Annotated in this window: 30 protein-coding genes, 3 tRNA genes and 1 pseudogene; 30 read left to right on the top strand and 4 right to left on the bottom strand. The window is 46.6% G+C overall.

Annotated features, from left to right (window positions below; translation table 11 throughout):
- Positions 1-43 precede the first annotated feature (43 nt).
- Positions 44-499, top strand: a complete 456-nt coding sequence (locus ACJJJB_RS10760; protein ID WP_020413162.1) for a hypothetical protein — start codon at positions 44-46, stop codon at positions 497-499.
- A gap of 54 nt (positions 500-553) precedes the next feature.
- Here ACJJJB_RS10760 and ACJJJB_RS10755 read toward each other — a convergent pair whose 3' ends face one another.
- From ACJJJB_RS10755 to folD, 3 genes are read right to left on the bottom strand one after another with little or no spacing between them, the layout of a single operon-like run.
- The gene (locus ACJJJB_RS10755) at positions 554-1567 is read right to left on the bottom strand and encodes a class I SAM-dependent methyltransferase (RefSeq protein WP_020413161.1); all 1014 of its coding nucleotides are present in this window, start codon (positions 1565-1567) and stop codon (positions 554-556) included.
- A 5-nt stretch (positions 1568-1572) separates the two neighbouring features.
- Positions 1573-2277: a 16S rRNA pseudouridine(516) synthase RsuA gene (gene rsuA, locus ACJJJB_RS10750; RefSeq protein ID WP_020413160.1), complete on the bottom strand. Its 705-nt coding sequence runs from the start codon at positions 2275-2277 to the stop codon at positions 1573-1575.
- Positions 2270-3115: a bifunctional methylenetetrahydrofolate dehydrogenase/methenyltetrahydrofolate cyclohydrolase FolD gene (gene folD, locus ACJJJB_RS10745; RefSeq protein ID WP_020413159.1), complete on the bottom strand. Its 846-nt coding sequence runs from the start codon at positions 3113-3115 to the stop codon at positions 2270-2272. The genes rsuA and folD overlap by 8 nt, the downstream gene beginning before the upstream one ends.
- 340 nt (positions 3116-3455) lie before the next feature.
- Here folD and ACJJJB_RS10740 point away from each other — a divergent pair.
- The 21 genes from ACJJJB_RS10740 (at position 3456) to ACJJJB_RS10640 (ending at position 15260) form a co-directional block, all read left to right on the top strand.
- Positions 3456-3532, top strand: a tRNA-Pro gene (locus ACJJJB_RS10740).
- An 18-nt stretch (positions 3533-3550) separates the two neighbouring features.
- Positions 3551-3627: transfer RNA gene (locus tag ACJJJB_RS10735), tRNA-Arg, on the top strand.
- Between the two features lie 115 nt (positions 3628-3742).
- A tRNA-His gene (locus tag ACJJJB_RS10730) sits at positions 3743-3818 on the top strand.
- 277 nt (positions 3819-4095) lie between these two features.
- Positions 4096-4596 carry a hypothetical protein gene (locus ACJJJB_RS10725; protein WP_353376749.1) on the top strand — a complete coding sequence of 167 codons (501 nt, stop codon included), beginning with the start codon at positions 4096-4098 and terminating at the stop codon, positions 4594-4596.
- Between the two features lie 556 nt (positions 4597-5152).
- Positions 5153-5518: a hypothetical protein gene (locus ACJJJB_RS10720; protein WP_353376750.1), complete on the top strand. Its 366-nt coding sequence runs from the start codon at positions 5153-5155 to the stop codon at positions 5516-5518.
- Positions 5478-6050, top strand: a complete 573-nt coding sequence (locus ACJJJB_RS10715; protein ID WP_445366218.1) for a hypothetical protein — start codon at positions 5478-5480, stop codon at positions 6048-6050. The genes ACJJJB_RS10720 and ACJJJB_RS10715 overlap by 41 nt, the downstream gene beginning before the upstream one ends.
- A 55-nt stretch (positions 6051-6105) precedes the next feature.
- Positions 6106-6651: a hypothetical protein gene (locus ACJJJB_RS10710; RefSeq protein WP_445366217.1), complete on the top strand. Its 546-nt coding sequence runs from the start codon at positions 6106-6108 to the stop codon at positions 6649-6651.
- 637 nt (positions 6652-7288) lie between these two features.
- The gene (locus ACJJJB_RS10705; protein WP_371845038.1) at positions 7289-7576 is read left to right on the top strand and encodes a DUF7716 domain-containing protein; all 288 of its coding nucleotides are present in this window, start codon (positions 7289-7291) and stop codon (positions 7574-7576) included.
- A gap of 95 nt (positions 7577-7671) precedes the next feature.
- Positions 7672-7971, top strand: coding sequence for a hypothetical protein (locus ACJJJB_RS10700; protein WP_445366216.1), 300 nt, complete (start codon positions 7672-7674; stop codon positions 7969-7971).
- A gap of 97 nt (positions 7972-8068) precedes the next feature.
- On the top strand, positions 8069-8557 hold the full coding sequence (locus ACJJJB_RS10695) for a hypothetical protein (protein ID WP_445366215.1): 489 nt from the start codon (positions 8069-8071) through the stop codon (positions 8555-8557).
- 139 nt (positions 8558-8696) lie between these two features.
- Positions 8697-9011: a hypothetical protein gene (locus ACJJJB_RS10690; RefSeq protein WP_445366214.1), complete on the top strand. Its 315-nt coding sequence runs from the start codon at positions 8697-8699 to the stop codon at positions 9009-9011.
- A gap of 151 nt (positions 9012-9162) precedes the next feature.
- On the top strand, positions 9163-9606 hold the full coding sequence (locus tag ACJJJB_RS10685; protein WP_445366213.1) for a hypothetical protein: 444 nt from the start codon (positions 9163-9165) through the stop codon (positions 9604-9606).
- A 612-nt stretch (positions 9607-10218) separates the two neighbouring features.
- On the top strand, positions 10219-10572 hold the full coding sequence (locus ACJJJB_RS10680) for a transposase (RefSeq protein WP_445365040.1): 354 nt from the start codon (positions 10219-10221) through the stop codon (positions 10570-10572).
- On the top strand, positions 10524-11411 hold the full coding sequence (locus tag ACJJJB_RS10675) for an IS3 family transposase (RefSeq protein ID WP_445365039.1): 888 nt from the start codon (positions 10524-10526) through the stop codon (positions 11409-11411). Before ACJJJB_RS10680 ends, ACJJJB_RS10675 begins: the two co-directional genes overlap by 49 nt.
- A 157-nt stretch (positions 11412-11568) precedes the next feature.
- Positions 11569-11877 (top strand): transposase, encoded by a 309-nt coding sequence (locus ACJJJB_RS10670; RefSeq protein ID WP_445366212.1) that lies wholly within the window; start codon positions 11569-11571, stop codon positions 11875-11877.
- Positions 11832-12731, top strand: a complete 900-nt coding sequence (locus ACJJJB_RS10665; protein WP_445366280.1) for an IS3 family transposase — start codon at positions 11832-11834, stop codon at positions 12729-12731. Before ACJJJB_RS10670 ends, ACJJJB_RS10665 begins: the two co-directional genes overlap by 46 nt.
- Before the next feature lie 52 nt (positions 12732-12783).
- Entirely contained in the window at positions 12784-13167 is a 384-nt protein-coding gene (locus ACJJJB_RS10660; RefSeq protein ID WP_353377295.1) for an SMI1/KNR4 family protein, read from the top strand.
- A complete protein-coding gene (locus ACJJJB_RS10655) occupies positions 13148-13603 on the top strand; it encodes a hypothetical protein (protein WP_445366211.1) in 456 nt (151 codons plus the stop codon). Before ACJJJB_RS10660 ends, ACJJJB_RS10655 begins: the two co-directional genes overlap by 20 nt.
- Before the next feature lie 91 nt (positions 13604-13694).
- Entirely contained in the window at positions 13695-14024 is a 330-nt protein-coding gene (locus tag ACJJJB_RS10650) for a hypothetical protein (RefSeq protein WP_353377293.1), read from the top strand.
- Positions 14025-14129: 105 nt separating this feature from the next.
- The gene (locus ACJJJB_RS10645) at positions 14130-14579 is read left to right on the top strand and encodes a hypothetical protein (protein ID WP_444901258.1); all 450 of its coding nucleotides are present in this window, start codon (positions 14130-14132) and stop codon (positions 14577-14579) included.
- A 384-nt stretch (positions 14580-14963) separates the two neighbouring features.
- Positions 14964-15260: a GmrSD restriction endonuclease domain-containing protein gene (locus tag ACJJJB_RS10640; RefSeq protein WP_444946564.1), complete on the top strand. Its 297-nt coding sequence runs from the start codon at positions 14964-14966 to the stop codon at positions 15258-15260.
- Between the two features lie 216 nt (positions 15261-15476).
- Here the strand turns inward: ACJJJB_RS10640 and ACJJJB_RS10635 are convergent, their stop codons facing one another.
- Positions 15477-16538 carry a glycosyl hydrolase family 28-related protein gene (locus ACJJJB_RS10635; protein WP_444946565.1) on the bottom strand — a complete coding sequence of 354 codons (1062 nt, stop codon included), beginning with the start codon at positions 16536-16538 and terminating at the stop codon, positions 15477-15479.
- A 360-nt stretch (positions 16539-16898) separates the two neighbouring features.
- Between ACJJJB_RS10635 and ACJJJB_RS10630 the strand changes: the two genes are divergently transcribed.
- From ACJJJB_RS10630 to ACJJJB_RS10595, 8 genes and pseudogenes are all read left to right on the top strand, one after another.
- Positions 16899-17633, top strand: a complete 735-nt coding sequence (locus tag ACJJJB_RS10630; protein ID WP_444946566.1) for an SOS response-associated peptidase family protein — start codon at positions 16899-16901, stop codon at positions 17631-17633.
- Between the two features lie 56 nt (positions 17634-17689).
- On the top strand, positions 17690-17923 hold the full coding sequence (locus ACJJJB_RS10625) for a hypothetical protein (RefSeq protein WP_444946567.1): 234 nt from the start codon (positions 17690-17692) through the stop codon (positions 17921-17923).
- Positions 17913-18209 carry a hypothetical protein gene (locus ACJJJB_RS10620; RefSeq protein ID WP_353376486.1) on the top strand — a complete coding sequence of 99 codons (297 nt, stop codon included), beginning with the start codon at positions 17913-17915 and terminating at the stop codon, positions 18207-18209. Before ACJJJB_RS10625 ends, ACJJJB_RS10620 begins: the two co-directional genes overlap by 11 nt.
- 9 nt (positions 18210-18218) lie before the next feature.
- A pseudogene (locus tag ACJJJB_RS10615) lies at positions 18219-20260 on the top strand (ClpP-like prohead protease/major capsid protein fusion protein).
- 98 nt (positions 20261-20358) lie between these two features.
- Entirely contained in the window at positions 20359-20502 is a 144-nt protein-coding gene (locus ACJJJB_RS10610; RefSeq protein WP_444946568.1) for a DUF2190 family protein, read from the top strand.
- Entirely contained in the window at positions 20469-20729 is a 261-nt protein-coding gene (locus tag ACJJJB_RS10605; RefSeq protein ID WP_444946569.1) for a capsid cement protein, read from the top strand. The genes ACJJJB_RS10610 and ACJJJB_RS10605 overlap by 34 nt, the downstream gene beginning before the upstream one ends.
- Before the next feature lie 7 nt (positions 20730-20736).
- Positions 20737-20937, top strand: coding sequence for a hypothetical protein (locus tag ACJJJB_RS10600; RefSeq protein ID WP_353376482.1), 201 nt, complete (start codon positions 20737-20739; stop codon positions 20935-20937).
- 381 nt (positions 20938-21318) lie between these two features.
- Positions 21319-21828 carry a hypothetical protein gene (locus ACJJJB_RS10595; protein ID WP_444946570.1) on the top strand — a complete coding sequence of 170 codons (510 nt, stop codon included), beginning with the start codon at positions 21319-21321 and terminating at the stop codon, positions 21826-21828.
- The last annotated feature ends 15 nt before the right edge of the window (positions 21829-21843 follow it).

The following is a 21843-nucleotide window of genomic DNA, read 5'->3' as shown; positions in this document are numbered from 1 at the left end:
GCCTATACTTAAGTCAGCGACGTAGTTTTTTTGGGACCGGTCGATGCGGTACAAAACTGTTGAGGAAGTGATCCAGGAAGGAAGGGACTTTCATGCCAAGCTGGCGCTGCAATATGAAGAGTATGAGCAGCTCGCCACCAATAAACGGGTCGAGCTACTTTTGGATCAGCTTCGACGACGGGAAGACTCCATGAAGCACTCGCTGGAGAACTTCCATGCAGATCTTCCCCCAGGTGCTCTGCATACTTGGGTGCAATTTGCTCCCGAAGGGCGCGAGAAAGAATTCCTGCAGCGACTGCGAAGTATCGATATTGAAAACCTCGACGACATTGCCAAATTGGCTATGGATATCGAGATTTACCTGGCGGATCAATATCGTGACTTGGCGCAGGGTGCAGAAACGCCCTCGGCACGGGAAGCTTTCGAACGTTTGCGCCAGCTTGAGGAGCTCGAGGAACACACGCTTTCGATGAACCTCTTCAATTTACGCGATTATTAGGATCGCAATCCTGCCCTGGCGACTGCTTTTCCTGTTATCCGTATCGCCTGCGCTCTAAGGGCGGAGGCGGTACACGCAGAACCCTTTCTCTTTGGTGATTAGCCGCACATCAGAGAAGTAGTGCGGTCCCTTCTTTGCCAAAGGAATAAACTCATTCACCACAAAAAGTGCTGAGCCGGTAATTTTAAGTATCCGCGCGCTGTGCTGTAGGAAACGGTCAGTGAGGTCGCCTTCAACCTGGAACCCTTGGTGAAAGGGCGGATTACAGAGCACCAAATCTGCGATTCCGCCTTCCAACTCAGAACCGGCATCTGAAGGCAATACCACGCCCTTTATACCCAGCTCGCGGAAATTCTTTTCGCAGGCCAGTAGAGCAGCGGCATTGTTATCGGTGCCGGTAAAGTGGAATTCGCCTAAGGGGGCCAGCTGGGCACTGAGATAGCCGTAGCCGCACCCCAGGTCCACGACGCGGGCGCCAGGTTTCGGCAGTTCGGTGGTGAATTGTTGGGCCAGCAGCGCGCTACCTTTGTCGATCTTGTTCCAGCCGAACAGGCCAGGTTTGCTGTACAGGCCGTTGAGCTCCGGCAGACTGCGTAGTTGCGGGTAATCCAGTTCGCCAACTAGCTCCTCTGCACTTGGGTGATCCACTCGGTTAGTACTGGAATAGTCATTGCCGTGTTTTTGCAGTTGTTTAGCAGTGCCAAGGCGCTCAGCTACTTTAGCCGCATAGCTTTTGATGCCGCTCTGTTTTCCCCCAAGCAATACCAGCTCGCCGCCTTCGCCGAGAAAGTGTGGAGCCTGGTTGATGATGTGATGAACTACCGCCTTTTCTTTGGAGACCGAATAAACGATGCGGCGATAGTTGCGGTCCAGTTCCCCAAAGTGGAAGTCGTTAAAGAAGCTGCGGGCCACTTTGCCCTCTGCCTGCTCAGCAATATCCCAGCGATTACTGAGCAGGTCACCATCAAAGTGAAATCCCGGCTGCAGCAGGGATTTACTGTTTTCATCGGCGATCCACAGGGTTTCCCTGGGTGCCTGGAGGAGTTCCTGTAGGAGAAGGGCAGACATATTGTTTATTGTACCGAGGCGATTTCTTCAGGGGTTAGGAGGCGATATTCGCCTTCTTGGAGTTCTTCATCGAGGGAGATGTCGCCGATTCTCTCCCGGTGTAGCTCTAGTACCCGGTTACCCAAAGCGGCGAACATACGTTTTACCTGATGATAGCGGCCCTCGCCAATGGTGAGGCGGACCTCGTTGGCATAGAGAATCTCAAGCTTGGCCGGTTTGGTTCTCTTCTTTTCGTTGTTGAGCCAGATGCCCTTGGCAAACTTTGCCACCGCATCCTCCTCAATCCTCTCTGCCAGCATGGCGTAGTAGGTTTTATCACAATGATGGTTTGGTGAGGTCACTTTATGGGACCACTGGCCATCGTCGGTGAGCAGGACCAGCCCGGTGGTATCGATATCCAGGCGCCCGGCAATATGCAGTTTGGATTTATTGGGCTCGTCAATCAGGTCCAGTACCGTAGGGTGTTCGCCATCTTTGGTTGCGCTCACATAGCCCAGAGGTTTGTTCAACATAATGTAGCGTGGCCCCGGCTCGTGCAGGGGCTCGCCATCCAGGTACAGTGCATCGCCGGCCTGTACCTTGGCGGCTGGGTCGGTGACTATCTCGCCATTCACACTGATGCGCTCCGCTTTGGCGGCGCGCTTGACGTCGGAGCGGGAGAGGTCAGTCACCTGGCTGACCGCCTTATCCAATCGTATAAAACTAGCCAATCTTACGTTCACCGGAATCGACAGATTGGTAGATAAGGGTATTGATGGTCATAGGGCCAACACCGCCGGGCACCGGGGTGTAGGCGGCAGCACGATCAATCAACGGGCCAAGCTCTATATCGCCCACACCGCCTGGATGGTAGCCGGCATCGACAACCACTGCGCCGTCCTTAATCCACTCAGCCTTGATAAATTCCGGCTTGCCTACGGCGCCCACTACGATATCTGCGCGACGGATATGATCGGCCAGATCTTTGGTGCGCGAATGACAGATGGTGACGGTAGCGTTGGCGTTTAGCAGCATGGCCGCCATTGGCTTGCCTAAGATGGGGCTGCGACCTACAACCACGGCATGCTTGCCTTCCAGTTCAATATTGTAGGCTTCCAGCAAGCGCATAATGCCTTTTGGAGTTGCACAGCCATAGGCTTCTTCGCCCATGGCCATACGACCAAAGCCCAGACAAGTTACGCCATCAACATCCTTATCCAGGCTGATAGCGTCGAAGCAGGCGCGCTCGTCGATCTGTGCCGGTACCGGGTGCTGCAACAGAATGCCGTGGACGTTGGGGTTGGTGTTCAGTTCTTCGATCTTGGCGAGCAGCTGCTCAGTAGTGGTGGAGGAGGGCAGTTCCACCTGCATGGAATCCATGCCGATACGGCGGCAGGCATTGCCTTTCATCTTTACGTAAGTGGCGGAAGCGGGGTCATCACCCACCAGGATGGTAGCCAGGATTGGCGTTTGGCCACCACTCTTCTCCTTCAGTGCGGCTACCCGAGCCGAAAGTTCCTCTTCAGTTTTCTGTGCCAGGGCCTTGCCGTCCAGAACCAATGCAGACATAGATGCTATCTCTAACAATAAAAAATCGAGTGCTAAATAGACCGGAGTCTGCTCCAGCACCTACTTTATATAGAAGGGCGGAAGCAGGCGGCTTTCGAGCTGCTTACTTTTTATCCGGTCGGATTCGCGAAGTGCGCCATTTTCGCACAGGTTGGAAATAATTTCGCCACTTCAGGCCCTTGAGAGGCAAAAGGATAAACTTCTTAAAAAATAATAGCTTAGAAGCGTTGACACAGGCCTGGGGTATCAGTACTATGCGCGCACTTCGCAAATGCAGCGATCTAAACAACCACCCCAAGGGCGGTAAGCAAGATCAAAGAAGTGCGAATGATTGGAAAAACGGGGCATAGCGCAGTCTGGTAGCGCGCCTGCTTTGGGAGCAGGATGTCGGGGGTTCGAATCCCTCTGCCCCGACCAATTTTCCGGGTTCACCTTGCGCCCGTAGCTCAGCTGGATAGAGCATCCGCCTTCTAAGCGGATGGTCGCAGGTTCGAGTCCTGCCGGGCGTGCCATCTTCACTAGATGGTGCTGGTTTGGCAAAAAGGACTCAGTCTGAAGCCAGATTGGCTGCAAGAGATATCCGGAACTCAGTACTGCCACAAGGTGCTGAAGTATATCACTACTATGGTGGCCGTAGCTCAGTTGGTAGAGCACAGGATTGTGGCTCCTGAGGTCGCGGGTTCGATCCCCGTCGGCCACCCCAGATTCTTCCTTGTTTTTCAAGGACTTAAAACCTCGCTTAGTGCGGGGTTTTTCGTTTTGGGCCTTTGAGGGGTAATTCGAGGGGGTAATTTTTACCACAATCGATTTTTCCCGCTTCCCGGATTGGATATTTATCCAGTGCTTTTGGTACTCAGAAGTGGTTCTTTCAGGCGTCAATATTCTTAGTTACGATGAGTTTTCTGTAGAGAGAAAAATGCCGCCAATGTTTGATGTGGAAGCCTAGGCCGCTGTTCAAATTTTCTGCGATGGGTTTCTGAATGAAAGACAAAGAAATATATGCTGAAATAGGGCAGTTACTATTTAATGAGGCTCCTGATGTTTTCGGGGAGGTTCATGTTCTGTTTGGGAGATTTGTAGATACTTTTTTGATTTCTGCATGGACCGGAAGGTTTAGAAAGGGGAAAGGCTTCACATTTTCTCCCGGCACGCCTTTGAAACTCGCCGGGCTTGTAAAAGATTTAAAGGCGTTCTACCTGGAAAATGAAATGGGGGATTGGAACGTTATGCATTATGTTTTGATACCTTCTTCAGGCAAATATGATCTTGAATTTGACTACTGCAAAGAGCTGGAGAATGATGAGATAGATTTCTCGGACTATGCAAGAAGGCTCGATAGGGCTTCAAGAATTCACCAAAAGTGTCATTGGAAATTATCCGCTCCCAGTAAGATTTTTTATCTGCTACCCGTTGGCGTGTCCCTTTTACTCTTAATTATCGCCTTGTTGAGTGAAATAACTTTATCTACGGTGTGGTTGTAGCGCCATATCATGTAGTGAGTTTTATATCCGCTGAATTTCTGCTTATCGCCTTCGAAATCTGAGATGCGTTTTATCTTTTGCCTTAATCGATGATCAAAACAACGTACAGACTGATGCAGGCCAGCCGGTAAGCGTCGCCGATCACGCGGCCGATATAGTGGCAAGCTATATAGTTGAAGTGGTAAACCTTCTACCTGTGCAAAGTTCGATTACGGCGATGGCCCTACCTAGTGGGTATTACTCGCCGATGTTTTCAGTAGCAGAGAGGGCATATCGCTGGTGCGAAGGCCCGAATTATAGAGCCATGGCTTACATCCGCAGAAAGATCCCCTCTAACTCACTGATTTAATTGGAGGTAAAATGTGTTCAAGGGCGGGAGGTTGAGCCAGGCGACTTGAGCCAATGGCTCACTATCACTGGTTGCTATTTAGACAAAAATTTATAACCCGTTGTAAATAAAGGCTTTTTTTCGGAGCTTGGAGGTCCCATCCTAGTAATAGTGGCCAAATGGATAGTGAGCCACTGGCTCTTTAATAAACTGTTAAGTGTAAAATCCATGAGTAGACATCAAGGAAAGCAAGAAGAGCGAGAATTTGAGGGAGAGAAACTTCCCTCAGAATTCAAGCTGTCTCGCTCTAAAATAATGTATATCGAAGATAAGTCGGACGGCCTAGAAGGTGAGGCTCGTATTGGTCGTGTTTACTTATCAAAGTCAGGAAAAACGCTTTACTATCGAGGAATGAAATTTCAAAGCCTTAAAGGTAGTGGCTTTAAAGCAAATTACTTCGAGGTCGAGTCTGGTGACCACTATTGGATATCCGGGCCCCGTAAAGATAAAAATGACCGTCTGTATGGCGGTAACAGTGGTGTGGAAATAGACAATGATGTCCATGAAGAGTACAGGCAGTACATCAACACTTAACAAGGTGCGGCAGACCGGCGTCTTACTTTGTGTATTTTTTGCCCAGTCGCTACGCTCCTATTTTCGCGCAAAAAATGCACAAAGTAAGCCGCCGCTGCGCACGGCGTTAGGTGAATGCATGGATCAAATGCCTAGGGATGAAATTGGATATATGCAAGTCCAATTTAAGATTTTCAAAAGTGGAGATGAGTATGACGTTTTTGGCATCAATGCCTTTGATGAATACTTTTGTACAGAAAGGGATATGGTTAGTACGCAACATCAAGTAGTGGATGATGAAGCTAAAGTTTATGAGAAGATATTTCAGATTAAGTTAGTCCTGAAGGCGTCAAACTACAATGTAATGATGTATATGCCTATTCATCAATCTGAAGAATGGGAGTTTCTAGGCGAATACGAAGATTATGAGATCTATTTCTATTGTATTCTCGGTCAAAATACATCCGAATCAATGAGAGGTGGCTCAGAGCAAGAGTCACCTAACAAGTTGCTGCACCGGATCAAAAAAAGCTTCGCTTTTTTATCCCGGTGAGCAAGGCGTTAAGCCTCTAGGCACATATATGAAGTGCGTTTTAGGAATCCTAATAATGATTTGGAGTATTTTTTCTTCTGCCAAAGACTATCCAGAAGTAGTTGTAGGTAACGAAGAGGGCTTTGTTGATCTGGCCTTTACAATTTCAAACTCCAAGAAGCTCGAATCAGGTGTACATGAAGTTGTCGTTAAAGGCAATCTGAAAGGCGATAAAGTTGGGTTTGCAATCGAGTTGTTGCCTTCGTGGAACCCGCAAGCAGTAGAAGGTATTAATGATGCCTTCTATTGGGGAGAGGCATTCTTCAAGAACACTGGGTCCGTGTCAGATGCCTTTATAAGATCACTAGCTAGTCTATATGGTGCTACCGTTAGTGATGCATCTGTCCCGGACAAAGTGCATGCCCAAGTGGTTGGGCTTGCCTGCAATCCCAAACAGCTTGATGTCTCACCCTGTAAGATGAAGTTCTTCTTCAATCCTGACGGCGAGGAAGATCTGTATTCTGAGGTTTTCATAAACATTGATCTTGCTGAGAAAAGGCTAGAGTTCAATGAAAAGGATAATAGTTATCGTGCACCTTTATTGCGTTCATTGTTGCAATAAAGGCTTAACAAGCGGCTGCACCGGACAAATTTCCGCTGTCACCTTTTTTGCGTGGCAAAAAAGTCACTATCAAAAATTTGCTCTGTGAGCCGAGCGTTAGATTTCTATGGCCAAGTCCATATCAGCTGTTCTTTTAGTAATTTTGATGTTGTTTGCTATGAAGCAGTGGATGCTTTCTAAAGATAAGCAAGAACAGCTTGCGATATACAATGCGATTGAGACAACAGAGCAATGCGTGTGGGTTGGTGGAGAGTTTCGCCCTGTATGCTTATCGGGTCACGAAATGTGTATTGTGAACTACACGGATGCAGGGAAGTCGTGCTTAAGTAGCTCACAGTGCCAGGGGGAATGTAGGGTTTCAGAGAGTAAAGCTGGCGATGTTTTTGCCGTGGGGCAGTGCTCTAAATCCAATAACCCCTGTGGTTGCTGGGCAAATGTCGAACTAGGTATGGTCAACTATGCAATTTGCTCCGACTAAATCTAACAAACGCAGGCAGTATGCTCCGGCCCTTCGGGCCTCCGCGGGACGCCCAACGCTATGCACATTTTGTGCGGGTCGCTGCGCTCCCAGTTTTGCACAAAATGTGCATAGCATTAGTCGCCCCTGCTGCGGGCGTTAACCCTCTTGAGTCCGAAGATGAAAGGTGTTCTAAAAGAGATCATTGACAACGTAGAGTCCCTAGAATGGGATCATGATTTATACGTTGCAGAAGGCGAGTTGTCACTCGATAGCCCGGCAGCTGTAATCGAGGACGATGGAGTTAGCGAAACATTTGAGGGGTTGCAGTATTTTCTGTCAGTCCAAGATATTCAGTCTGCTGTAGAGAATCTGCGTACCCAAATAAGCAATCCAAACTCTGGTCAGGTTCTGGAGGCCATTAAGCACTATCACGCTTATGATGCCTTTATCCAGTTCCAGGGTTAACAAGTCAATGAACTACGCCCCTTCGGCGCCCGACAGCTTATACTCTGCTTCGCTGCGTTCCAGCTGCGGGTTATTGAAGCGTTATGTTTCGAATCATGGTTAAAGAAGAACTTAAGATCGCATTACTTGAAGCCGCTAGTTACTTTCGGTCTCGTGGTATCCGCGAATGGGAACTTGAAGCCCTAGGAGCGATAAATAAAATAGAGAGAAATGACTTTAGCTTTTTAGAAGATCTTTGGATTAAATATGCACCAACTTGTGATATTGACGATTTGCTGGTCACAGAATATGCAACCGAAGATGAAGATAAGGTAAATAAGCTAAACACCCAGTTAGCAGAGATCGCAAATAAAGTGTTTGCGTTACTAGAAAGAGTAAAGTGTGAAAAAACATAACAAACAGCAGCACGATCGCCCGCAAACTACGCGGGCTGGACGGCCTACGCTTCACTTCGGCCGCCCGTGTGCAGGGCGTTAACATTTAAGGATGCCTATGAAGTATCTTGCAATTATTTTCTCTTTGATATTAATTTCATGTACGGTTACTGACCATGGCGCAGGTAAATTTACCGAGGAAAAAAATACGGTCGGTACGTGGTCGGGTTACATTGAAAGATTCTCTACTACCGTTCTACCAGACGATAAAGGAGAACCCTATTACAAGGTAATTGTATTAAATTGTGGGAAAATTCCTGAAATATATGTCAAACTTGAAGAGGAAGGATCTTTCCAAAAGTATTATCAGAATTATGATGTGCTTGAAAGCTCAGGAAGTCTCCTAATGAATATAATTCATGATGGTGGAGCTTGGGTTGAGAGTCAAACTTGGGGTATTGTTTTTATAAGTTCTCAGAAAGCAGATATTCAGTGGAGTAGGATGGTTAGTAATGTTAAAGCAAAAGAAACTCATTCTTTAAGAAGCTTTGGTGAGCTTGGGTACGGTGAAATGAAGAAGGTCTCAAATAGTTGCGAAAAGTCGTAGAGAAATGTTAACAAAGCGTTGCAGCGGGACGCCCAAAGCTATGCACCTGTTTGCACCGGTTCACCTCGCTCACATATGGCGCAATCTGTGCGTCGCTATTTGGCCGCCTCTGAACGCGGCGTTAAATGTTCAGTGAGTTATGACACCAGAAGAATTCATAAATAATGTTGTCGAGTCTATCGATTCTTTGGTGGATTTGTATTCACAGGGCAAGAACGGACCGACATACCTTGGATCTGAGCTAGATAAAATTGAGTTATCTAATGAGCAAAGGGAAAAAGTGTTGGAGTTGATCCAGCTAGCAGTAGGAGAGGCCACGCATGCAATAATATGTGGCATAGAGGGGACTGCATCACTCGGTAGTAGTCAAGAAATCTATAAGCTACTTGATGAAAATGGCAATGAACTCACTGGAAACCTTGACGCCCTGCTTTTCGAGAGGCTTGAGGGGTAAACATTTAACAAACACAGGCAGTAAAGCTCCGGCCCTCCGCGGGACGGCTTACCTTATGCACCTTTTGCGCGGGTCTCTTCGCTCCCATTATCGCGAAAAAAGCGCATAAGGTAAGCCGCCCCTGCTGTGGGCGTTAACTGCTGAGGGAGCCATGAAACTGAACCACCCAAAAAGCAAGATGGCTTTTGAGCCAAGTCCAGGATGGTTTCTCGGTCCATTTGACATATATGATCGAGAGGAGTCTTTGGGGGAAAAGCTCAACGAGTATGATCCGCTTGAATCCAATCAGCTTCAAAATTTATTTGATGAATACTTCTTTAAAGAATGTGGGTACGCAACTAAGCATAAGGCAGCGATGGTTAAGTGTCTTGTTGAAGCATTGAGCGAGGATGCATACGACTTTTCAATACATCTTCCCAACTATGAGGATGAAGAAAACTATTTTTTCCTTCCATCGAGTTGGGAGTTTTCTCGACCTAGGTATATTTTTGAACAAGCATATATAGCTTCAGTTAGGCACTGGGGTAATGAATTAAAAGAGACAGGTTTGGAGCTTCCTGACGCTAAACAGTTGGGAATCGGAAAATGCAGTTAACAAATCAAGGCAGCTTCGCCACTCCGTGGCTGGACGCGCTAACGTGCGCCGCTGCTTAAGGCGTTAGGCATTCGTGATGGATTGGGATATATATTCAACACCAACTTCTTCGCTCAGCATGAGTGAAGAGGATACTCACAGAAGATCACGTTGGTGGTTTGTGTACTTCTTTGCCTGGATTTTCCTCACACTCTTTAGCATCTATCTGAATCCTGAACTTCGAGTCATAAATTATATTGGTTTAGTAATCTTGCCTTTGGATTTCATCGGGTTTGTGTACTTTCTGAAAATGAAGCCACTATTTACGAAGTTATTCTGGAAGGTATTCTTTTATTTTTCGATCCTGTTCACGATTGTGGCTCTGATTGATTCACGCATAGCAACTCAAGATGAGTTACCTTTAAAATATTTTCTAATGGGGAATGCTGTTTCAATTTTTTTATTTTTACCCCATTATTTTGTAATTTACATTTATGCTTTTAGATCAAAGTTCATTTGGGTTAAGTCGCATGCCTAACAAGCGCGTGCAATCTGACCTCCGGCAGTTGATGCGGGCGTTAGAAACCTTCCCCCATTGAGTAGACGCCTACCTTTTGAATAGGGTAGGAGAAAATGCCGAAAATACTGAGTGAAGAGCGGGTTGTTGAATATTCAACAGAGTTCAAAGTTAGAGTGGTAGCTCTCACTAATCAACTGAAAGTAGATACGACCACTATCGCCAATATTATTGGTTTGCATCCAGTAATGGTGTATAGATGGCGACAGGAAAGTAGAGAAGGCAAGCTGGTCGAGAAGCCCAGCCGTAGAATAAGTATGACCAAGACAACGAAAACTCAGTCTCAAACTGATGACAAAGAGATAAGACGTCTAAAAAAGCAGGTTGAGAAATTGCAAAAGGAGAATGATTTCCTAAAAAAGTGGGAAATGTACCTGAAAGATCCAAAGCTGAAAGATTCTCGTTCATAGCTCTTAATCGATCGGACTTTGGTGTCAGGTACTTATGTAGATACTTGAATGTTTCACCCCAAGGGTTTTATAAGTGGCTCAACCGTGATGAGAGCACTCGAGACATAGAAAATAGACGAATTCTTGGGTGTATCGAAGCTATCTATGCGCAGCATGATGGTAATTATGGAAGTCCAAGAATTAGCGCAGAGCTGAAAGCTAATGGTGAACGAATAAATCACAAGCGCGTTGAACGCCTTATGAGAGAGGCTGGAATCGTGGGGAAAGCTGGAAGGATCTATCGTCGACACCCTTTGCCTGGAAATCCTTGCATTAAGGTTGAAAATTTACAAAGAGAGAATGGTATGCCGAGTAAACCAGACTCTCAATGGGCTGGTGATGTAACCTATCTGAAGATCAATGGGCAATGGCAATATTTAGCTGTGATTATCGATCTTTACTCCCGGAAAGTGTTGGGTTGGGAGCTGTCGGATACTCGATCCGTTGAGCTAACACTGTCAGCGCTAAATAAAGCTGTCCGTCGCAGAAATATAGAATCAGATCTAATATTTCACAGCGACCGAGGTTCTGAGTACGGTGCTTATGCATACCAAAACCGACTCAAAGAACTGGGTATTGAGCCGAGCATGAACCGTCCAGGATTTATGAATGATAATGTGTATGTAGAATCATTTTTTCAAACACTGAAAACTGAGAGTTTCAAAGGGTTTAATTTTGAATCCGTTGAGGAGCTAAGAACTAACTTATCTTGGTATCTTGATAGGTACTATAACTTTAAAAGAAGACATGGTTCACTTGGGTTCAAAAGCCCAGATGAATATGAAAGAATGGCCGCATAAGATGAATATAAGGTGGCGTCTACTTTAAGGGGGGAGGCTTCTTTCCGCTGCTTTGCAGCTCCAGGTCAGCCCCAAAGCCGGGCGTTATATTCAAGACTTGCCCACGTTTGGTAGACACCCTGTATAGTTAGGTTTAGGCCTAACACGGAGGTGTATCATGGGTAAGAAAAGAACTCAGGCGTATACGGAGGAGTTCCGTAGAGAAGCAGTTAAGAGAGCAGAAAAGCCTGGAGCAACAACGGCTTCTGTGGCTCGAGAGCTAGGCGTCAGCGCACAGCAGATCTACAACTGGCGTCGTCAATTTAATCGACTGTCTGATAAGCAGTTCAATAGTTTAGACGGCGTCAACTATTCCAAGCAGGAAAGCACTGAAGTTCGCAAGCTCAAGAAGGAACTGCATGAAGCACGTCAGGAGGTTGAATTTCTAAAAAAGGCAGCTGCGTACTTTGCGGACCACCAAGAGTAAAGTACGCACTGATACAAGAGCATGTGGGGTCATTCCCGGTTAGCTTGATGTGTCGGTGTTTAGAAGTCTCAAGATCGGGTTATTATCGATGGCGAGGGCGGTTGCCACCTTCTCGCACGATTAGAAAGATACGAACAATCGATAAAATCCGAGAGACGTTTACTGCGTTTAAAGGTCGTTATGGAGCGCCTAGAATCGCTTGCGAGCTTCGAGAGTTAGGTGAGCCATGTTCACGGAACTACGTCGCTAAGCTTATGCAACAGGAGCATATTAAAGCGAGAAACGGCAAAGGCTTTCGATATAGTCAGCCCGTAGAGGGGAGCATTAATGTCTCCGCCAACTTACTTAAGCGTTGCTTTGATGTGGATCGACCAAATTGCCGCTGGACAAGTGACATTACGTATATCTGGGTTCTGGAGCGGTGGTTGTACCTCGCGGTAGTTATGGATCTGTACTCTCGACGTATTGTAGGTTGGGCATTCGACTCCCAGATGATCGATGAATTGACACGTCGAGCATTGAAAATGGCTCTAGAGCGACGACAAATAAAGCCTGGACTAATAGTTCACTCTGACAGGGGTGTGCAATATCGATCGCAGAAATACCAGGATCTCTTGTCCGAAAGCAAGTGCAAGCCGAGTATGAGTCGCCAGGCTAACTGTTGGGATAATGCGGCAATGGAATCATTCTTTAGCAGGCTAAAAGTCGAGCTGGTCTATGCCGGAACATTCGAAAGCGAAGAGCAAGCAAAATCTGAGGTGTTTGAATACATTGAGATTTTCTACAATAGGGTTCGTAGGCACCCTGCATTGGGCTATGTAAGTCCAGCAGAGTATGAGCGAAACTACGCATAGTTAGAGTGTCTACTTTTCGTGGGCAAGACCAACGTGAGTAATACACAAACATATGAAAAATATAATTAATACAATTAATAATGCCTTTGACATTGAGTTACCATCTTTCTATACCGATGCTCTTATAAATTATCCATTTCCATCATCTGATGATCCAGACTGTATTGAGGGACAACTTGTAAAAGACCTAGACTGGCTTATAAAAACTAATCGGAAGCTTCGTGAAGATGGTTTCTGTTATCAAGATTATTGGCCAAATCATTTTTTTGCAATAGGCTTTGACGGCTTCGGAAATTATTATTTTATCAATTTACTCCAACAAGATACTTCTATATATATCGCAGACCATGAAGAAGATTTTAATCACAAAGAAATTTCAAATATGGAACTAGCTTCAAACATTGAAGAATATATCAATGACTGTCTTGAAGAGTAGAAAACTTTTACTGAAAACATATAACAAAGCCATTAAATACGTTCCGGCCAAAAAACGGCCTCCACCGGACTACCTATGCGTTGCTTCGGCATCCGTTTATGGCGGCATTAGGTATAAAAGTATGTATGTAGAAAAATTAGTGGAGCTAAATCTACTTTGTATATTGAACCAGTGTCGATACCAAGCCTATGAAATACGGACCTTTCATGAAAAGTACCATAATCAACTTGGTGAAGATGAAGTAATATTTCGTGATGCAGTGTGTCAACTTTCGACGTTAAAATCGATTGAAGAAGCACTAGCTCGGCATCACGAGAAACTTCCGATAGAAGAAGCAGAATTGATTATGACAAGCTTGTATAGAGTATCTTCTGGCTTCTCTTTTGTCTCGAAACTGAAGTATGAATTTCTAAAAGAGCATGATCAAAAAGCCTAACAAGTTGCTGCTGTACGTTCCGGCCCTTCGGGCCTCCACCGGACTGTCGTCGCTTCGCGCCGCCAGCCGTAGAGCAAGACGTTAACGGTATATGAGCCTTACCATTGAGCAAGAAATAGCACGAACGAAAAAGTTGGTATCTGCCGCGAAGTCAGTAGTGTCTGGGCAGGTAGGAATTACTATCGGTTCTAAATCAGTGTCGAACAAACTTTACTGGCTAGGGCCGGAATGGGAAGAAAGATATCCAATATTTAAGGAGTTTCATTCAGCTTTGCCACTAGATATTCCAGTGGGTGTAGAGCGTCTTGAGTGGAACCCGGACCTTCTTCTTGAGCTAGACCCAGTTTTAGCCGAAATAGAATTTAAATTTCGTCCGCGTATACTTGAGGCTTGTATAGCCATTATCAAGCAACACGATTAACAAGTTACTGCATCCGACAACCTACACTCCGCTCGCTTTGTACTGTACGCTACGCTAGCACAAAGCGGCTCCATTCCGGTGGCGGCTGAGTAAGGCGTTAACCCTATGAGGAAAGAAATGGCTAAAGAAAGGAAACCATTCATCACACTTGGAAAGTCAAAGTTTTCCAAATTCGCCAATGGTACTGTACTCGTCATCTTACTGATCTATGCCGCTATAAAGAGTGGCATCATAGAGCTAGCTGTAACACGAGGATTTGATTACACAATTCCTGCTAACGAATTGTCAGTTTCTAGCGCTCAGGAGTTACAAGAAAAATTGAGTAGCTTCTCTCTCAACAAAGAAAAGTTAAGTTCAGAGCTTGCTAAAGCCGGCATAGATTTACATCAGTTTCAAGAAAACACGTCAATGGAGCTCGTTATTAACACAACACAAAATGGTTTCGAGGGGCTGGTTATTGAGTTTCAATCAACACTGGACCCAAATCAGCTAAAGTCAGTTTACATTAGCATTGCTGACCAAATTCAAAACCATGTTTCAGGTAAAAAGGGATAACAATACGCTGCACCTGACTCCGGCGCCTATGCGCCTCCGCTGGTGAGCGCGGCGTTATTGCTGTGACAGGTTGTATTTGTCCCAATAGTTGGCTTTTTGTACGATCCTTCAAAATAATAGAGAGGGGGTGTCATGCGCCTGATTCTACCGATCGTCTTTTCTGCCGTTTTATCTGGCTGCCTCGAGGTTGAGGCTAACAGTAGTAGCGACTACGACCACCATGAGTGACTACCAGGCTGGTCTGACTCTGACGGCGACTGCCAGAGCACCCGTCATGAGCTGCTAGTTCAGTTCTCTCTAGCTCCGGTTACTTTTACCAATGACAAGCGCTGTACGGTCGATACTGGCCTATGGCTGGATCCTTACACCGCTCAGTTCTTCAGCATGGCTCCTGACCTTGATGTTGAGCACATCGTGTCGTTGTCTTGGGCGCATGAGCACGGTGGTGCCAGTTGGACCGTTAAGCTGAAGCGTCAATTTGCAGAAGACCCTGAGAATCTATGGTTGGTCGATGATGGCCGAAACCAAAGCAAGGGAGACAAAGGCCAGGATGAGTGGCTGCCACCCTATGAGCCCGTCCAGGCTATCTATGTGCAGCGCTTCACGGCGATAGTTGAGAAGTATGGGCTGAAGTTCTCAGAGCAGGAATTAGCCCGGATTCTGGCACTCTTGAACGAATAAGCCGTACCCCCAGCTTCTACCAATCCTTTAGGGTGCCACCCTGGCGCCCGCCGTTTCCTGTATATCCTGACCCCCTAAGCACATCAAGGATACCATTAAGTATTTATCAATGATTAACCCTTTTTGGCCCCTCTATAGCTTTGCCGAAGGGGAGGGGCCTTCAGTCACTCATTACTCTTGTTCGCTGAGCGCCCAAGATAATTTCCTGTAGTTAGGCTAAGTTGCCGTGTATGTGTAAGAGGTTACAAATTGATCAACAATTTGATCTCCATTTTGATTATTTTGTAAAGCTATGAGGCCATTTGCTACTAAACTTGAATGCTCTAAACACTCCAAAACAATCCCGCCGCGTTCAAACGTTGATGTAATAGCTACTAGAGTACCTGTTGTTCGGCTGCCAGTTATGACACTGCCTTTTCCTCCTAAAGATTTAGTCCCGATAACTATTCCATTGCTACACCCTTCGAAATGTAGTGTGTCACCAGATAAGATATCACGCTCCATATATATTCCTCGAGTAATAGAATTTTCATTAGCTGCTTCAATGGTGACATGTGACACTTTTAATATCATTCCACCTACTGCAGAATGAATTCCATTGGTTATATTACTTATAGCTTGTATGTTTACAGAGCGTACTTCTACTATTGACGGACCTCCACTCCCACTATTTTCCCCATCAAAAACTATACCGTCCACATTCTCTAAACCATCCAGTAGTACATTAAATAAACCGCACTGCTGATTCATAGCATTTGAATAGACGATAGACTTTCCAACAGAAGCCTTGTTTTGATGAATGCGCAGGTTACTTATTTGTGTGTCAAATGCATTTCCATTTACCGAACCTAATCTAAGTATGCAGTCCCCACTAAAATTTTGCTCATGTGCACGAATAACTGAAGATATGCCTTCCCCGACGATATGAGTCTTATTAGGAATCACGAGTGGTCGGCTAATTGTATATACGCCCTTTGGGAAATATAGAGTTCCACCTTCGGAGGCATTAACAACACTGCTAATGTAATTTAAGGCATTTTCGATGCTAGCTGTATCGTCTGTGTAGTGATCTCCCTTGGCACCAAAATCCTTGACTGAAACAAAGTCGTTGAGTTTTCCACCAAGATCTCTTGAGGATGCACCACTTCCATCCGAGAGATAGGAATTTGGAGTAGAGGTTGTCCCGGCATGTACGGCAGTTGTTGCTAATGCACTTGCAGCCCCAGCCCCAAGAGCTCTCTTGATGAATCGGCGCCTGTTATCAGTTTTGTTTTCCATTACGTACTCCTTGGTAGATTTTATAGACGACAAATTTTTAAGTCTAAATGCCTATTTGGGTGTTGATGTATTAGAGTGCCATCATATCTATTGGCGCGCAAAACAATACTTTAAAAGCTCGAAATGCAGTATTGAGAGATCAATAGATAGGATGTAGGAGCAAAAAATAGACGGCTCTTATGTTGAAGCTGTTAGTAGCGAGGGGGGAGTGGCAATAGTGGAGAAGTATGGGCTGAAGTTCTCACAGGAAGAATCAGCCAAGACTATGGCACTCCTGGAAGAATAACTGATTTAAACGCCTGCTATCATTGTTGCTAGATTTTCAAACCCAGCTTTAATCTTGCAGCGTAGAGGGCTCTCATGTGTTACTCCTTTGCTGTGCCCAGCAATAGATTGCTTTCGGAATTACCAATTAATTTCCAGAATGATGGATTGTCGTGGGAGCAGCTGCGTTTAGATCAAGAGTGGGAAAAGTCCTCCAGTAAGGATGAAGTTAAACATGTGCTGGGACTAAAGGGGCAACCCCGGGTGAGTCAATTCCGGCTAGCAGGGCCTGGTCAGCGTGTATACCCGCGGTACTTTGCTCCAGGCATTGTGAGCGATGGGGGTAAGAATTGGTTGCGTCCGCTACGTTACTCGATACGCCCGTCTAACTCAGTTTGGGATCTGGCAACAAAATACAGCCTTTATAATGCTCGACTAGATAAATTGCTTGAAGCAAAAACTTGGCGGCCTCTGATAGGTCACCAACATGGAATATTGCCGTTCACTAGCTTCTTTGAGTGGGTCGAACACAAGGGTAGTAAGGCTCAAGTCCAGTTTACGCCAAAGGGGAAAGACTTGATGTGGGCACCTATCCTTTGGGACTACTGGGAATCTTTGGGAAGTGAGGTTGGTTACTTTTCATGTACCTTGATTACTGATGACCCAGCACCTGAAGTTAAGGCTGTCGGGCATGATCGAAGCCCAATCTTTTTAGGGACAGACCATATATTGACCTGGTTAGATGCAGAGTCTCAGTCAGCTGATGACTGGCAGGAGTTCTTAAAGGGCCACCGAGAGCCGGTAACCTACAGTCACTACATGATTGCATGAGTAATGAAAGCTGTTTGGTCAGGAGTTTTGCTTGATTGAGGAGTTCTTGTATTCATATGCTGTGTATTTTAGAAACCATGCACCGTATGACTGCTGCCGGCACCATGGCCAGCTTTAGCAGCATTAGCAAAAACTACAACGGCACCTACAGTTCTCAGCGCCAGGAATTGGTAGGGCAATGGACAAACTACGAAACCCTCAGCCTGGAATTCTGTGAGGAGATTGTAGAGCCGGTCACCAGGCGCTGGGTGCAAATGGATCTTAGCAGACGCCTTTCAAGTGTCCGCTGATGTGGACCCCGCAACCCTGATGCACGTCGATTTTATTACCCCGGTCATGCCCTGGATTAATCCAGCCCATGAAGCCAGCGCCGATGAAACCCTACTGGAAAATGTTCTGGCCAGCCCACAGCAGACCACTCGTCGGCGCGGCAAGAAGCCTGACGATGTGATTAAGCAGACCGCTGCCTGGCAAAGAAAGCTGCGAGAAAACAAGATCACCACCCCAACCAAACGCACCGCTGTTCCCCCACAACAAGCTGAGCCTGAGCCTGAATCTCAATCTGAACCTGAATAGGAGGCAGCGATGCCCAAAAAATCTTGGTACAGCATTACCGCTGCCGCAAATAACACGGAAGCCGATATCTATCTGTACGACTCCATCGGCTACTGGGAGTTGACCACAAAAGATTTTGCCCGAGATCTCAAAGCACTCGGGGATGTCAGCAAGATCAATCTGCACATTAACTGCCCCGGTGGGGATGTGTTCGACGGTACCGCCATATACAACCTGCTGAAAGATCACAAAGCCGAGGTGGAAACCTGGATTGAAGGCATTGCAGCAGTATGGGCAGTGTGATCGCTCTGGCCGGGGATACCGTCCATATTGCCGAGAACGCCTATTACATGGTGCATAACCCCAGTGCGGGTGTTCGTGGTGGCGAGCGTGCCCTGGAAAAAACCAAGAGCCTGTCGGCCAAAGTCAAAACCACCATGAAAAGTCTGTACTCCTCGCGCACCGGCATGTCCGATGAGGAAATCAGCCAAGTGATGGATGACGAGACCTGGTATACCGGCGCAGAGGCAGTGGAAGCCGGCTTTGCTACCGATACCACAGCAGCAGTGGAAATGCCTGCAAGATTCAGTGCTGATCACTTAAACCAATTCAAACATACCCCGCAAGCTAATAGTGCATTGGTTATTCAGGGGCCCACTGAATTTAGATTCCCGCCTGCGGTTGCAGACAACCCACCCAAAACCAAGGAGACGCAAGCCATGACCACAACCACCTCCACCACGCCAGCTGCAACCGCTGCGATCGAGGTCACCCCGGAAATGAAAGCCCAGATTGCCGCCGATGCCAGAGCACAATTTGTAGCCGATGAGAAAAAACGCAAAGACGATATCAAAGCCGTTTTTAAGGGCTTCGAAGCACACAGCACCCTAATGCAATCCTGCCTGGATGATATGGACTGCTCAGTGCAGGGCGCCAAAGATAAACTGCTCACAGCCCTGGGTAACCAGACCCCAACCCCGGTACAAAGCTACAGTGTGGTCGTGCAGGAAGGTGAGGGTATCAAGCGCATTAAGACCGATGCAGAAAATGCCATTGCCATGCGCGCTCTCGGCGAAAAGCGCACCGAAGGTAACAGCCTGACAGGCTACACCATGCTGGAAATTGCCCGCATGTTGATGCACGCCCACGGACAGAATTTAGCGGGCCTGGATAAAATGGGTGTAGTCGCCGCAGCGTTTACCCATAGCTCTGGTGACTTCGCGACTGTCCTCGGCAATATTGCCAATAAATCCATGCTGAAAGGGTATTCGGAAGCAGCAGAAGTCTTTCCGCAGTTTACCACTACCGGCAACTTGAGTGACTTTAAGATCGCTACTCGCACGGATCTAGGCACCTTCCCCTCACTGCGCCAAGTGGCACCGGGTGCAGAATTTAAATATGTCAGTATTGGCGAGCGCGCCGAAACCGCCGCACTGGCCACCTACGGGGAAATGTTCTCCATTAACCGTCAAGCGATTATCAATGACGACCTGGGGGCCTTCACCCGTATACCACAAAAGATGGGCCTTGCTGCGGTCCGTACCGTTGGAGACCTGGTGTTTAGTATCCTGCTCAACAACCCACAAATGGCCGATGGCAAAGCCCTGTTCCATGCCGACCATGGCAACCTCGCCACTAAGTCTGGTATCAACACCGCCAGCATCGATGCCGCACGGGTATTGATGGGCAAGCAAAAGGATGGCACCGCCTTCCTGAATATTCGCCCCAAATTCCTGTTGTGTGATATCGCCGATGAGGGTGCTGCAAAGGTTGCCCTGGAATCTGAATTTGAAGTAGGTGCTTCTGAGAAATCCAACACTGTACCCAATAGCGTGCGCAATATTGCCAGCGTGATCTCCGATGGTCGCCTCAGTGGGCACAATGGCTGGTACCTCAATGCCGACCCGGTAGCGCACGACACTATCGAAGTGCTTTACCTGGACGGCCAGCAAGCGCCAGTACTGGAACAGCAAAACGACTGGAGTACCGACGGGGTGGAGTTCAAAGTACGCCTCGATGCCGCAGCCAAAGCTTGGGACGCAAAAGGCATGGTGAAAACGCCCAAGACCTAATACCCAGCTCAAACCGAACCAAACCTTAAAAAATCCGAAAAGGGCTGCACATAGCGGCCTTTTTGCTTTCAGTAATTTACTCAATTGAGAGAAAGAGAATGGCTACTAATTTTGTACAAGACGGGCGCATGCTGGATTACACCAATAGCACTAGCGCGGTAATTACCTCTGGCCAGGTGCTAGCAGTAGGCGCAGTACTGGGTGTGCGATGGATGATATCGCCGTGGGCGCATCTGGTGTGATCGCTATTGAAGGCGTTTTTATAGTGCCCAAGGTATCCGCCGCAGAGATCAGGCAGGGGGAAACCCTCACCTGGGATGTATCCGTAGCAGCCTTTAATAACAGCGCCGCAACAGCCGCAACCGGCGATATCACCGGCCCCACCGCCTTTGCCGCAGAGGCTGCCGGTGATGGCGTTACCAGCCTAGCAGTCAAGTTTACCGGGGTGCCGGGCACCGTGAAGGTCTAGGTGATTTATGGACCTGGACCAAAGAGCCACAGAGCGCGCATTTCGTAAATGGGGTAAGCCCGCTACCTATACAGACGGTAGCGGTGCTGAACCTATTGATTGCAAGGTGATTTTTGAGCAGGAGATTGACGAGTTCGAGGATGAGGGACGTGTGCGGATACCCCGTTACTGGTCGGTGAGGTTGGGACCCATAGCGTGGGGGATCTGATTTACCACGCTGGTAAAGAGTACCAGGTGAGTACTTTATTGGAGGATGATGGGATTGTGAGGCGGGTGCAGGTGGTAGGTTAAATAATTGTATAAATCGACATAGTCACATAAAGTGTATAAAGGAAAGAATTTAAACTGCTCATCAACCAATTTTTTTATTTAACTTAATGGGTCAAATAATAAAGCTTTTTTATTCTGATTAATTCAGGAGAAAATCTAGAAATACAAATCAATATAAAATTTAGGTGCTCCTCATGAAATTTTTCAGGTTTTCCTGGTTGTATCAGTATTAATGGTTGGTTGTTCCCAGGTTCCTTCCCAAAGAGCATATCTAAATACAATTAAAGTTGCTGCAAAGCACCAAAATTATGGGGAATTCGTGCTGGCTGAAAACTACCATCAAAAAGTATTAAATGAAATGAGGGAGGGCTCGTCAGTTAGTCCTGATTGGCTTGCTATACAGATGGATAATTTGGCGTCCGCAAAGAATCTAAATAATAAGTCTGATGAAGCCAGAGTTTTATTAACTCAAGCCTACGAAATTTTGAGTACGAAAGAGCAATCGGATGATGGTGATATAGTTTTAATAGAAAGTAACCTGGCAAGAACTGAGGAATTGTTGGAGAATTATGAGTGTTCGGAATTGTTGTATAGGAGTTCCTTAGAGAGAAAATTAAAAATTGAAGATGCGCGACTTTCGTTTATAGCTGCTGACTTAGCAGGAATTGCTCGTATGCTTGCACGCAAAAACAAAATGGATGAAGCGATGGGGTTCCATCTAAAGGCAAAAGATATGTATGCTAAGAGTCTTGGTGTGAATAGTCTTCAGTGGCAAAGAAGAGTAAAGCTGTTTGAAGCAATAATGAATACCCAGGGTAATAATAAGTAGGTTTTGCAACCATTG

Source organism: Microbulbifer variabilis, assembly GCF_052468405.1.
This window is presented reverse-complemented; position numbering and strand designations above follow the sequence as displayed.